12 protein-coding genes and 2 pseudogenes are annotated in these 12,056 nt (G+C 70.7%); 12 read left to right on the top strand and 2 right to left on the bottom strand.

Features of this window, described 5'->3' with window-relative positions; all coding sequences use genetic code 11:
- The 3 genes and pseudogenes from LB823_RS19335 to groL all read left to right on the top strand — a co-directional run.
- Nucleotides 1-306, top strand: a pseudogene (locus tag LB823_RS19335) (DUF445 domain-containing protein); the annotation flags it as partial.
- Nucleotides 307-476: 170 nt separating this feature from the next.
- On the top strand, nt 477-776 hold the full coding sequence (gene groES / locus LB823_RS19330; protein WP_068528650.1) for a co-chaperone GroES: 300 nt from the start codon (nt 477-479) through the stop codon (nt 774-776).
- 98 nt (nt 777-874) lie between these two features.
- Nucleotides 875-2,482: a chaperonin GroEL gene (groL, locus tag LB823_RS19325; protein ID WP_224650269.1), complete on the top strand. Its 1,608-nt coding sequence runs from the start codon at nt 875-877 to the stop codon at nt 2,480-2,482.
- Nucleotides 2,483-2,558: 76 nt separating this feature from the next.
- On the opposite strand, the gene LB823_RS19320 is transcribed toward groL, so the two are convergent.
- Nucleotides 2,559-2,861, bottom strand: coding sequence for a WhiB family transcriptional regulator (locus LB823_RS19320; RefSeq protein WP_224650256.1), 303 nt, complete (start codon nt 2,859-2,861; stop codon nt 2,559-2,561).
- Nucleotides 2,862-3,237: 376 nt separating this feature from the next.
- Here LB823_RS19320 and LB823_RS19315 point away from each other — a divergent pair, with 376 nt between their 5' ends.
- From LB823_RS19315 to LB823_RS19300, 4 genes and pseudogenes are all read left to right on the top strand, one after another.
- A complete protein-coding gene (locus LB823_RS19315; protein ID WP_224650254.1) occupies nt 3,238-4,116 on the top strand; it encodes a hypothetical protein in 879 nt (292 codons plus the stop codon).
- A gap of 20 nt (nt 4,117-4,136) precedes the next feature.
- Nucleotides 4,137-4,709 (top strand): sigma-70 family RNA polymerase sigma factor, encoded by a 573-nt coding sequence (locus LB823_RS19310; protein ID WP_224650252.1) that lies wholly within the window; start codon nt 4,137-4,139, stop codon nt 4,707-4,709.
- A 1-nt stretch (nt 4,710) separates the two neighbouring features.
- Nucleotides 4,711-5,010 (top strand): annotated as a pseudogene (locus LB823_RS24190) (anti-sigma-D factor RsdA); the annotation flags it as partial.
- 37 nt (nt 5,011-5,047) lie between these two features.
- Nucleotides 5,048-5,698, top strand: coding sequence for a hypothetical protein (locus LB823_RS19300; protein ID WP_224650277.1), 651 nt, complete (start codon nt 5,048-5,050; stop codon nt 5,696-5,698).
- Between the two features lie 77 nt (nt 5,699-5,775).
- Here LB823_RS19300 and LB823_RS19295 read toward each other — a convergent pair whose 3' ends face one another.
- Nucleotides 5,776-6,165, bottom strand: a complete 390-nt coding sequence (locus LB823_RS19295; protein ID WP_068522523.1) for a DUF5319 domain-containing protein — start codon at nt 6,163-6,165, stop codon at nt 5,776-5,778.
- Between the two features lie 84 nt (nt 6,166-6,249).
- On the opposite strand from LB823_RS19295, the gene guaB reads away from it, so the two are divergent.
- The 5 genes from guaB (at nt 6,250) to LB823_RS19270 (ending at nt 12,046) form a co-directional block, all read left to right on the top strand.
- Nucleotides 6,250-7,788, top strand: coding sequence for an IMP dehydrogenase (gene guaB / locus LB823_RS19290; protein WP_304941293.1), 1,539 nt, complete (start codon nt 6,250-6,252; stop codon nt 7,786-7,788).
- 59 nt (nt 7,789-7,847) lie between these two features.
- Entirely contained in the window at nt 7,848-9,026 is a 1,179-nt protein-coding gene (locus LB823_RS19285; RefSeq protein ID WP_224650249.1) for a GuaB3 family IMP dehydrogenase-related protein, read from the top strand.
- A 112-nt stretch (nt 9,027-9,138) separates the two neighbouring features.
- Nucleotides 9,139-10,908 (top strand): GMC family oxidoreductase N-terminal domain-containing protein, encoded by a 1,770-nt coding sequence (locus tag LB823_RS19280; protein ID WP_224650247.1) that lies wholly within the window; start codon nt 9,139-9,141, stop codon nt 10,906-10,908.
- Nucleotides 10,909-10,934: 26 nt separating this feature from the next.
- The gene (locus LB823_RS19275) at nt 10,935-11,591 is read left to right on the top strand and encodes a DNA alkylation repair protein (protein ID WP_224650245.1); all 657 of its coding nucleotides are present in this window, start codon (nt 10,935-10,937) and stop codon (nt 11,589-11,591) included.
- A 74-nt stretch (nt 11,592-11,665) separates the two neighbouring features.
- Nucleotides 11,666-12,046, top strand: coding sequence for a hypothetical protein (locus tag LB823_RS19270; RefSeq protein ID WP_224650243.1), 381 nt, complete (start codon nt 11,666-11,668; stop codon nt 12,044-12,046).
- Nucleotides 12,047-12,056 lie beyond the last annotated feature (10 nt).

Genomic DNA, 12,056 nt, shown 5'->3' with positions numbered 1-12,056 from the left:
CAGGTGGGCAGGGTCGTGGGCGGCCTCGACATGGCCCAGATCGGGCCGATGTCGCGCGCGGGCGCGGACGACTTCGTCGCGTCGATGCCGGTGATGCTGGGGGACGCCAACGACTATCTCGACGCGAAGCTCGACATCCGCACGACGATGGTGCAGAAGATGGCGGCGATGACCCCCGACGAGTTCGAGGGCGTGCTCCGCCCGGCGTTCCAGGCGGACGAGAAGACGCTCATCATGGTGGGCGCGATCCTCGGCTTCCTCGTCGGTGAACTGCAGGTTCTGATGGTGGAGCATCTCACCCACTGAATTGTCCGAACACCGCCCTTGAGTGCTAGCACTCCCATCGGTAGAGTGCTAAGTGGTTCGTGTGCGCGGGGAGATCCGCGCGCACAAGGTGACGCCGGCACCCGCGACGACGGCTGTGACTTTCGGGCCACCCTGACATACAGAAGATTTTCCACACATGGAGGCGAACTGTGGCGAGCGTGAACATCAAGCCGCTTGACGACAAGATCCTGGTGAAGGCCACCGAGGCCGAGACCACCACCGCGTCGGGCCTGGTCATCCCGGACACCGCCAAGGAGAAGCCGCAGACCGGCACCGTCGTCGCCGTGGGCGAGGGCCGCGTGACGGAGCAGGGCAACCGGGTTCCGACCGGCATCAACGAGGGCGACACCGTGCTGTTCAGCAAGTACGGCGGCACCGAGTTCAACTACGACGGCGAGGAGTACCTCGTGCTCTCCGCGCGCGACGTCCTGGCCGTCATCGGCAAGTAACGGCGCACACGTGCGAATTCCGGACCGCCCCGCCCCTGGGAATCAGCCCGGGACGGGGCGGTCCGGCCGTTTCCGCAGAGCTTGAGGAGCTTTGAAACATGGCTAAGCAAATCGCATTCGACGAGTCGGCGCGCCGCAGCCTGGAGGCCGGTGTCGACGAGCTCGCCGACGCGGTCAAGGTCACCCTCGGCCCCCGTGGCCGCCACGTGGTGCTGGCGAAGGCCTTCGGCGGCCCCGTCGTCACCAACGACGGCGTGACCATCGCCAAGGAGATCGAGCTGGAGGACCCGGTCGAGAACCTGGGCGCCCAGCTGGTGAAGTCCGTGGCGACCAAGACCAACGACATCGCCGGCGACGGCACCACGACCGCCACCGTGCTCGCACAGGCGATCGTCAAGGAGGGCCTGCGCAACGTCGCGGCCGGCGCCAACCCGATCGAGTTCGGCAAGGGCATCGGCGCGGCGGCGGACAAGGCCGCCGAGATCCTGGTCTCGCAGGCCACCCCGGTCGACGGCGAGAAGGCGATCGCGCAGGTCGCGACCGTCAGCTCGCGCGACGCGGAGCTGGGCGCGATGATCGGCTCCGCGATGACCAAGGTCGGCGCCGACGGCGTCGTCACGATCGAGGAGAGCTCGGGCGTCGAGACCGACGTCGTCGTGACCGAGGGCGTGCAGTTCGACAAGGGCTACATCTCCCCGAACTTCGTCACGGACCTCGAGGAGCGCAAGGTCGTCTTCGACGACGCCCTGGTGCTGCTGGTCCGCGACAAGATCACGTCGCTGCCCGACTTCCTGCCACTGCTCGAGAAGATCCTCGAGACCGGCAAGCCGGTGCTGATCGTCGCCGAGGACGTCGAGGGCGAGCCCCTGTCGACCCTGGTGCTCAACACCCTGCGCAAGACCATCCGCGCCGTCGCCGTGAAGGCGCCGTTCTTCGGTGATCGCCGCAAGGCCTTCCTCGAGGATCTCGCCATCGTCACCGGCGGCACCGTCATCAACACCGACCTGGGCCTGAGCCTGGCCACGGCCGGCATCGACCTGCTGGGCAGCGCCCGGCGCGTCGAGGTGACCAAGGACGCCACCACCATCGTCGACGGTGCCGGCTCCTCGGAGGACGTCAAGCAGCGCGCGGCGCAGATCAAGGCCGAGATCGAGAACAGCGACTCCGACTGGGACCGCGAGAAGCTCTCCGAGCGCCTCGCGAAGCTGGCCGGCGGCGTGGCCGTGATCCGCGTGGGTGCGCACACCGAGACCGAGCTCAAGGAGCGCAAGCACCGCGTCGAGGACGCCGTCTCCGCCGCGCGCGCCGCGGTCGAGGAGGGCATCGTCTCCGGCGGCGGCACCGCGCTGGTCAAGGTCAGCGCGCAGCTGGCCGACCTCGAGGACGGCGCCGAGGGCGACTTCAAGCTGGGCGTGCGTGCCTTCCGGCGCGCGCTCACCGCCCCGCTGTACTGGATCGCCACCAACGCCGGCGAGGACGGTGCGGTCATCGTCAACCAGGTGACCGAGACCGGCAAGGGCTTCAACGCCGCCACGCTGGTCTTCGGCGATCTCATCGCCGACGGCGTCATCGACCCGGTGAAGGTCACCCGCAGCGCCGTGGTGAACGCCGCGTCGGTGGCGCGGATGATCCTCACCACCGAGGTCACCGTCGTCGACAAGCCGGCCGAGCAGGCCGAGGACGCGCACGCGGGCCACTCCCACTAGGAGCGGCTCCCGAGCTCGCGCAGAACGGAGCGCCCCCGACCGGCCGGTCGGGGGCGCTCCTGCGTTCCGTGGGGCGTCAGCCCGCGATGCGGCTGGTCTTGACCCGCGACTTCGACGCGAGGGCTGCGCGCTCCGACTCCGACAGGCCGCCCCAGATCCCGTAGGGCTCGGCGACGGTGATCGCGTGCGCGCGGCACTGGGCGAGGACGGGGCACGTCCGGCACAGCTCCTTGGCGCGCCGCTCGCGCTGCGCACGAGCCCGGCCGCGCTCGCCGTCGGGATGGAAGAACACCGAGCTGTCGACCCCGCGACACACGCCGTGCATCTGCCAGTCCCAGAAGTCCGAGTTGGGACCGGGGAGCTCGTTGGGTTGAGGCATGCGCATTCTCCAAACACTCGGCGGTCTCGCGGGCGTGGAAACGTCGTTGTTCCTCTCGCGCTCTCACCGTAGGCAGTTCGCTAGACGAAGGTCAACCCGCTCGGGGGTATCCGGGGGGTGATTCGATCAGCGTGAGAATTAACGTCGTGTTCATTCATCCCGGCGGTATGCATCCTGGGAATTGCGACCGTGAACCGAGTGTCCTGTGAGGGATTCCTGCAGGTGATGCTATGTTTCGATTTATCGTACGCCGTAACGATGGATGGTTCGGTGGCGGTCGACGGGCCGGAATCGCCTTACATGCCGGTAACGTCAACGCCTGTGAACGGCCTCCGTGCGCCATTGTCACGCCTGCAAATTCTGGAAGGTTAAATCTTTGGAAACTGGACAGTCGGGCGCCTCCACGGAGGCGCTCCTCGTGGCGGCGTTCGGAACGGACTGCGGTCCCGTCGGGCCGCTCGACGGTCCGCAGGGACGGGTGTGGCTGCGGGCGGTGGCGCTGGCCGGCGCCGGGCGGTTCGCCGCCGCGCGCGCCCTCACCGCGGGGGTGTCCGACGGTTCCTTCGGTTCCGCCGCCCGGTGTCTCGAGGCGTCGATGCTGCGGCAGTCCGGCCGGCACCGCGCCGCCACGGTTCCCGACGGCGCCGCGTTGGCGATTGCATACACAGGGTATGAACAACCTGTGTACGGCATGAGCGTGGCATTGACGATCGACGCGACGGTGGGGCTCGCGGCGGACGCCCTGGGGACCGGACGGTACGCCCTCAGTGCGCGGCTCCTCTCGCGCGCCGACGAGCACCTCGCGGCATACGACGCCGGTGCGGCCGCGACGGCCGGGTCCGACGGTGCGCCGTCGGGGCAGGTCCCGTGGTGGACGGTGCCCCGCGCCCGGCTGCGCCGGGACTGGGTGGCCGCAGAGCTCGCCGTGTACTCCGGGGACACCGCGGGCGCGGCGGACGCCGTCGACGCCCTGCTCACGGCCGATCCGGGACCGGGCCGCCCGCGTCATCACGCGAAGACGCTCCTCATCGCGGGCGCCGCGGCGATGGCCTCGGGGCAGGCCGACCGGGCCGCGGAACTTGTCGAGAACGCGTACCGGGTCGCCACCGAGTCGGTGTTGAATCCTCTAAGGTGGGCCGGTGCGAAAATGATGAGCGGCACGTCAGGGGAGGAGCGGGGCGCGGGGGCGGCACGGATCGCGGCTGCTCTGGAGGAGGAATGGGTTCGTGATGGCGCGGATCTGGCAGGGGTGTAACGGCGGAATGCAGGCTGGCGATGAATCTGACAGGTGAGGAGCTCGACCGGGCCGTGCGCGAAGCAGCGCAGGGCGACAGGTCTGCGCTCGCAGATGTTCTCGACACCATCCGACCCCTCGTCGTGCGGTACTGCCGTGCGCGGGTCGGGGGCGGCGAGCGTCACTCGCTGTCGGCTGAGGATCTCGCGCAGGAGGTGTGCATGGCTGTGATGACGGCGCTGCCCCGTTATCAGGACCAGGGGCGTCCCTTCATGGCGTTCGTGTACGGCATCGCCGCGCACAAGGTCGCGGACGGCTTCCGGAACGCTTCGCGTAACAAATCCGACCCCGTGGGCGAGATTCCAGAGAGAGCGTCGCTGGAAGGCGGGCCCGAGAGCCACGCGCTCGCCACCGAGGCGAGCCGTGACATGGCCCGACTGCTCAGCACGCTCCCCGAGAAGCAGCGCGAGATCCTGATCCTCCGCGTGGTCGTCGGCCTGTCGGCCGAGGAGACCGCGGAGGCCGTGGGCGGTACCGCCGGTGCCGTTCGCGTGGCCCAGCACCGCGCGCTGACCAAGCTGAAGAACCAGATCGCGAAAGAAGGTGAGAACTGACATGGCCGACGAGAACAACAGGGGCGACAACCACGGGGGCTTCGACCCGCACGACCCCGAGCGCACGGCCGCTCACCGTCTGGGTCCGCCGATGCGCCCGATGCGGCCCGGTGCACCTCGCGACCTGGGAGCCGACGACACCGGCTTCGTCGACCGCGTCACCGACGACGGCGCGCCCGTCGACGTGGCCGCGGTCCGCCGCGACGACGACCTGATCGAGGCGCTCGCGGCCGGCGGTGCCGTCACCACCGCGGATCAGACCGAGTTCGCTCTCGCGTCGCTGCTCGCGGACTGGCGCGACCATCTCGTCGACCGACGGGCCGGCCGGGACCGGCGTGGTGACGATCTCGTCGCGCCAGTCCGCGAGCCCGGGCGACGGTGCGCTGTGGAGCGTCAAGGAGGTCGTCTTCTCGGACGCCGCCTCGCAGACGATCGCCACCTCGGAGGCGAAGGCGCAGCTCGAGAGTGCGGACAACGCGATCGACTCCAGCAACCAGGCGGAGGCGCAGGCCGCGCTGGTCAGCGCGCGTCAGCAGGCCGCGAAGGTGAAGAACGAGAAGGACCGCGCCGCGCTCGAGGAGCGGATCCGCGCCGCGGAGGCGCGCGCCGGGCTGCCGGTCGGATCGACCGACCTGCCCACCTCGACGCGCCCGCCGTCACCGTCGCCCTCGCCGTCGGTTCCGCCGACGTCGACGACGGAGCCGACGGTCACGCTGCCGACGGAGCCGACCCGCCCGACGACGCCGACGTACCCGACCCGGCCGACCACGCCGACGACGACGGTGCCGACCACGACGCCGGAGCCGACGACCACGACGCCGACCACCACGACGGCGCCGACGACGACCACGGCCCCGACCTCCGCGACGGAGCCCACGACGCCGACGACGACCACGACGCGGCCCCGGCCGACCGCCACGACGACGACCACGACGGCCGCGGCCGGGTCGATCCTGACGGTCGTGCCGGAGGACTGGCTCCCGCGGTAGCGACCGCATGACGAACAGCGAAGGCCCCCACCGCGCGGTGGGGGCCTTCGCCGTGTCCGGGTGCGACTAGCGCCGGATCACTCCTCGTTCGCGAGGTTCATCGCCGCATCGGCGTAGCCGCGGCAGTAGTCCCACGTGACGTAGGCGTCGGGCGCCGGATCGTAGGCGGGCTCGTGCGGGCGGACGGTGCCGTCGACGAGCAGCTGCAGCAGGTTCGCGCGCAGCATGTCCCAGTCGTGGTAGTGATCTTCCTGACAGTCGTCGCAGCAGATCACCAGGCCGCGGACGCCGCGGTGCGCGAGCAGCGCCTCGTAGACGGAGAGGTCCGCGAGGTCCTCCTCGACGGCGAGTCGTTCGGCGGGATCGAGGGGCTGACCAGGGTCGAGCGAGTCCAGCGCGGCCGTCGGGTCGCTCGGGTCGTCGGCGAACGGGTCCGGCGGGAGGCCGGGAGGAAGATTGTTGCGCACGCCCCCACGGTACGCAGGAATGACCGGGGAAGGCCAGTCACACGCGCGTGACGAGCACAGGAATCCGCCGCGTACCATGGATACATGACGCGCTCCGCCTCTCCCGCGCCCGCACCCGGCAACGTTTTCATCGGGGGCGACGACCCCGCGAAGGTGGCGATGCTCGGCCTCACCTTCGACGACGTCCTCCTCGTTCCCGCCGCCTCCGACGTGATCCCGTCGGGGGTCGACATCTCCACCAAGCTCACCCGCGAGATCACGCTCAAGGTGCCGCTGATCAGCTCCGCGATGGACACCGTCACGGAGGCCCGCATGGCCATCGCGATGGCCCGCAACGGCGGCATGGGCGTGCTCCACCGCAACCTCTCCATCGAGGCGCAGGCGCAGCAGGTCGAGACGGTCAAGCGCTCCGAGGCCGGCATGGTCACCGATCCCGTGACCTGCAGCCCGTCGAACACGCTGCGCGAGGTCGACGAGATGTGCGCCCGGTTCCGCATCTCCGGCCTGCCCGTCACGGACGAGAAGGGCACGCTGGTCGGCATCATCACCAATCGCGACATGCGCTTCGAGGTCGACTTCGACCGCCCCGTCGCCGAGGTGATGACGAAGACGCCGCTGATCACCGCGCAGGAGGGCGTCACCGCCGAGGCCGCGCTGGGCCTGCTGCGCCGGCACAAGATCGAGAAGCTGCCCATCGTCGACGGCAGCGGCAAGCTGACCGGCCTGATCACGGTCAAGGACTTCGTCAAGACCGAGCAGCACCCGAACGCGACCAAGGACTCCGACGGCCGCCTGCTGGTCGGCGCCGCGGTCGGCGCCGGCGACGAGGCGTGGGAGCGCGCGATGGCGCTGCGCGACGCCGGCGTCGACGTGCTGGTGGTCGATTCGGCGCACGGCCACTCGAGCGGCGTGCTCAACATGATCGAGAAGCTCAAGCTCGAGCTGGGCGACGACGTGCAGCTCATCGGCGGCAACGTCGCCACCCGCGGCGGCGCGGCGGCGCTGGTCGCGGCCGGCGTCGACGGTGTCAAGGTGGGCGTGGGCCCCGGCTCGATCTGCACCACCCGCGTGGTCGCCGGCGTCGGCGCCCCGCAGATCACGGCCATCCTCGAGGCGACCGCGGCGTGCGCGCCGGCCGGCGTCCCGGTCATCGCCGACGGCGGCCTGCAGTTCTCGGGCGACGTGGCGAAGGCCCTCGCGGCCGGTGCTTCGACGGCGATGCTCGGCTCGCTGCTCGCGGGCACCGCGGAGTCGCCGGGCGAGCTGATCCTCGTCGGCGGGAAGCAGTTCAAGAGCTACCGCGGCATGGGCAGCCTCGGCGCCATGCAGGGCCGCGGCCAGGCCAAGTCCTACTCCAAGGACCGCTACTTCCAGGACGACGTGCTCTCCGAGGACAAGCTGGTTCCCGAGGGCATCGAGGGTCGCGTGCCCTTCCGCGGCCCGCTCGGCTCGGTGATCCACCAGCTCACCGGCGGCCTCCGCGCGGCCATGGGCTACACCGGCAGCCAGACCATCGAGGACCTCAACCGCGCCCAGTTCGTGCAGATCACCGCGGCGGGTCTGAAAGAATCGCACCCGCACGACATCACGATGACGGTCGAGGCGCCGAACTACACGCGCTAGAACCCTGCTGAACAGGCACATTCGGAGCGGTCGCTCCGGAACCGGAAGGACTGAGCGCGTTGCGCGACATGGTTGAGATCGGCATGGGCCGCACGGCCCGGCGCACCTACGAGCTGCAGGACGTGAACATCGTCCCCTCGCGGCGCACCCGTTCCTCGAAGGAGGTGTCCACCGCCTGGCAGCTCGACGCGTACCGCTTCGACACCCCGATCCTCTCGCACCCGACGGACGCGATCGGCTCGCCGGAGTTCGCGATCGAGCTCGGCAAGCTGGGCGGCCTGGGCGTGCTCAACGCGGAGGGCCTGTTCTCCCGGCACCGCGACGCGGAGGCCCAGCTGGAGCAGGTCGTCGAGCTCGCCGCGTCCGACATCACCGGCATCGCGGCGATCCGCCGCCTGCAGGAGCTGCACGCCGCGCCGCTCGATCCCGAGCTGCTGGCCGCGGCCGTCGGCCGGGTCCGGGACGCCGGGGTGACGGTGGCGGTCCGCGTCTCTCCGCAGCGCGCCCGCGAGCTGACGCCGGTGCTGGTCAAGGCGGGCATCGACCTGCTGGTCATCCACGGCACGATCATCTCCGCCGAGCACGTCTCCAACGAGGAGTCGGCGGGGGAGCCGCTCAACCTGAAGACCTTCATCGGCGACCTCGACGTCCCCGTCGTCGCGGGCGGCGTGAGCGATCACCGCACTGCGCTGCACCTGATGCGCACGGGCGCCGCCGGCGTCATCGTGGGCTACGGCTCGGCCGAAGGCGCGACCACCACCCGTGAGGTGCTCGGCATCGGCGTGCCGATGGCGACGGCGATCGCGGACGCCGCGGCCGCCCGCCGGGACTACCTCGACGAGACCGGCGGCCGGTACGTGCACGTGATCGCCGACGGCGACATCTACAGCTCCGGCGACGTCGCCCGCGCGATCGCGTGCGGCGCCGACGCCACGATGCTGGGCGCGCCGCTGGCGATCGCCGCCGAGGCGCCGGGCAAGGGCTGGTACTGGCCGTCGGTGGCCGCACACCCGTCGATGCCGCGCGGCGCGGTCGCGCCCGCGCAGCTCGGTGGCCTGGACGCGGGGGAGGGTGCCGCCGCCGGCACCGCCCCGTCGCTCTCGACCATCCTCACCGGCCCGTCGACGGAGCCGAACGGCCAGTTGAACCTGGTCGGCGGCCTGCGCCGGTCGATGGCCAAGGCCGGCTACAGCGAGCTCAAGGAGTTCCAGAAGGTGGGGCTCAACGTCGCGTACTGAGCGCGAAGCCCTGTTATTGAGTGGGGTTTAGTAGTACCGTTACCCGTCAGTAGGGCCGTTTCAGCCGCGGCCCGGTGACACATGTCCGCCACGGACGGGTGAGGGGTTCCAGATGGCCAAGGCAGTCGGGCAGAAGTCGGGCGACCACTTCGACGTGCTCGTGATCGGGTCCGGGTTCGGCGGCAGCGTCACGGCGCTGCGCCTGACGGAGAAGGGCTACCGCGTCGGCGTGCTCGAGGCCGGTCAGCGCTTCGAGGACGAGGACTTCGCCGAGAGCACCTGGAACCTCAAGAAGTTCGTCTGGGCGCCGAAGATGGGCCTTTATGGCATCCAGCGGATCCACCTGCTCAACGACGCCGTGGTCCTCGCCGGCGCCGGCGTGGGCGGCGGCTCGCTGAACTACGCGAACACGCTCTACAAGCCGCCCGCGCCGTTCTTCAACGACCCGCAGTGGAAGCACATCACCGACTGGGACGACGAGCTCAGCCCGTTCTACGATCAGGCCCGCCGCATGCTCGGCGTGGTGAAGAACCCGCACGAGACCCCGTCGGACCGCGTGATCAAGCAGATCGCGGAGGAGATGGGCGTCGCGGACACGTTCACCGAGACCCCGGTGGGCGTGTACTTCAACCAGCCGGGCCGCACCGACGCGGACCCGTTCTTCGGCGGCGCCGGCCCCGCCCGCACGGGCTGCACCGAGTGCGGCCAGTGCATGTCGGGCTGCCGCGTGGGCGCCAAGAACACGCTGATGAAGAACTACATCCACCTCGCGGAGGCGGGCGGCGCCCGCTTCATCCCGATGACGACGGTGACCGCGCTGCGCGAGGGCCGCAAGGGCGTCTGGGAGGTGTCGACGGTGCGCACCGGTGCCGTCGCGCGCAAGAACCGGACCGTCTACACGGCCGACAACGTGGTCTTCGCCGCCGGCACCTGGGGCACGCAGACGCTGCTGCACTCGCTCAAGGACACCGGCGCGCTGCCGCAGCTCTCGGACCGGCTCGGCGTGCTCACCCGCACCAACTCCGAGTCGATCCTGGGCTCGGCGCGCACGGTCGCAGATCCGTCGCAGGACCTCTCGCAGGGCGTCGCGATCACCAGCTCCTTCTACCCGACGCCCGACACCCACATCGAGCCCGTCCGCTACGGCCCCGGCCGTAACGCCATGGGCCTGCTGCAGACCCTGCTCGTCGACGGCGGCGAGAAGCGCACGCGCCTCGGCGGCTTCCTCAAGGGCCTCGCCAAGAAGCCCACGGACCTCAAACTGCTGCTCACGCAGAAGGACTGGGGTCAGCGCGTGCTGATCCTGCTGGTGATGCAGAGCCTCGACAACTCGATCACCACGTACACCAAGAAGATCCCCGGCTCGAAGAAGCGGCGCATGGTCTCCAAGCAGGGCCACGGCGCGCCGAACCCGACGTGGATCCCCGCGGGCAACGAGGCCGCGCGGATCGGCGCGGAGAAGCTGAACGGCGTGGCCGGCGGTACCTGGGGTGACATCTTCAACGTCCCGATGACCGCCCACTTCCTCGGTGGCGCAGCGATTTCGGAGACGCCCGAGACCGGCGTCATCGACCCGTACCACCGCATCCACAACTACCCGTCGCTGTTCGTGGTCGACGGTGCCGCCATCTCCGCGAACCTCGGCGTCAACCCGTCGCTGTCGATCGCGGCCCAGGCCGAGCGCGCCGCGTCGCTGTGGCCGAACAAGGGGGAGCAGGACCCGCGCCCTGCGCAGGGCGCCGGCTACCAGCGCATCGCGCCGACCGCGCCGAAGGCGCCCGCCGTGCCCGCGGGCGCGCCCGGCCAGCTGCTGCTGCCGCTGCCGAAGGTGCGTCCGGCACAGGAGGCGCCGGCGCAGCAGGACGCGGACTCCCAGGCCTGACGGTCCGCGCCGCTACCCTCGGTGTCATGACGCGAGTCGACGAGATCGTGGCCGAGCTGGCGGCGCTGGAGGACCCGAAGGCGCGGGCCGTCAACGAGCGGCACGGCGACCCGCACGGGGTGAACCTGACGAAGCTGCGGGCGCTGGCGAAGTCCCTCGGCACCGACCGCGAGCTGGCGGGCGAGCTGTGGGACTCGGGCGACGTGGCCGCGCAGCTGGTGGCCCTGCTCATCGCGAAGCCGAAGCAGTTCACCGCGGACGAGCTGGACGCGATGCTGCGCACCGCGCGCAGCGACAAGGCGCACGACTGGCTGCTGAACTACCTGGTGAAGAAGTCGGCGCACGCCTCCGCTCTGCGGGAGCGGTGGTGGGGCGACGCCGACCCGCGGGTCCGCGCGGCCGGCTGGGCGCTCACGACGCACGCGGTGACCACCGCCGACCTCGACCGGGACGCGCTGCTCGACACCATCGCCCGCGAGATGCGCGACGCGGAGCCGAAGCTGCAGTGGGCCATGAACGAGACCCTCGCGACCATCGGCATCGAGGACGAGTCCCGCCGTGCCCGCGCCGTCGCCATCGGCGAGGACCTGCAGGTGCTCGCGGACTACCCGGTGTCGAAGGGCTGCACCTCGCCCTTCGCGCCGATCTGGATCGCCGAGATCGTCCGCCGCCGGGAGGCCTAGACCCCGCGTTATCAGGGCCGGAACCGGGAGAAACCCTGATGACCGCGGCGGTCCCGGCGCCGTAGCGTGACCGCATGTCCGCAGGATTCCCCCTCGTCACAGTCCTCATCCGGCCCGACGACGAGCCGCGCGTCACCGCGTCGATCGCCGACCGGCTGGGCGCGGGTTCGGCCTTGTTCGAGTTCGCGAGCTCCCCGGAGGACCCCTCGCTGCTGCGGCAGTGGGCGATCGAGCACCCCGGGACCCCGTCCGCCGATCGACGGTGCCGGGTGCTCTGGGCCCGGTTCGACGAGGCCGACGTCCACCGGGTCGCCGAGGCGGCGATCGACGTTCTCTCCCCGCACGCGCGGGGAGAGAACGAGGCGATCCTCGCCGGCCGCCGGGTCCGCGTCACGCCCGACGAGTTCCCCTGGTACGCCCACGTGCCGCTCTGGGAGCTCGTGGACGTGCCGTGATGTCCCGCCC

The organism is Tsukamurella sp. M9C (assembly GCF_020169415.1).
GTDB lineage: Bacteria > Actinomycetota > Actinomycetes > Mycobacteriales > Mycobacteriaceae > Tsukamurella.
The sequence above is the reverse complement of the archived record's forward strand: the minus strand, read 5'-3'. Positions and strand labels throughout refer to the sequence as shown.

Bases quoted from the DNA above. Each gene is read 5' to 3' on its own strand.
- LB823_RS19310 (WP_224650252.1), top strand. From the start codon at position 4,137: ATGAATCTGACAGGTGAGGAGCTCGACCGGGCCGTGCGCGAAGCAGCG.
- LB823_RS19280 (WP_224650247.1), top strand. From the start codon at position 9,139: ATGGCCAAGGCAGTCGGGCAGAAGTCGGGCGACCACTTCGACGTGCTC.
- groL (WP_224650269.1), top strand. From the start codon at position 875: ATGGCTAAGCAAATCGCATTCGACGAGTCGGCGCGCCGCAGCCTGGAG.
- LB823_RS19320 (WP_224650256.1), bottom strand. From the start codon at position 2,861: ATGCCTCAACCCAACGAGCTCCCCGGTCCCAACTCGGACTTCTGGGAC.
- LB823_RS19275 (WP_224650245.1), top strand. From the start codon at position 10,935: ATGACGCGAGTCGACGAGATCGTGGCCGAGCTGGCGGCGCTGGAGGAC.
- guaB (WP_304941293.1), top strand. From the start codon at position 6,250: ATGACGCGCTCCGCCTCTCCCGCGCCCGCACCCGGCAACGTTTTCATC.
- LB823_RS19270 (WP_224650243.1), top strand. From the start codon at position 11,666: ATGTCCGCAGGATTCCCCCTCGTCACAGTCCTCATCCGGCCCGACGAC.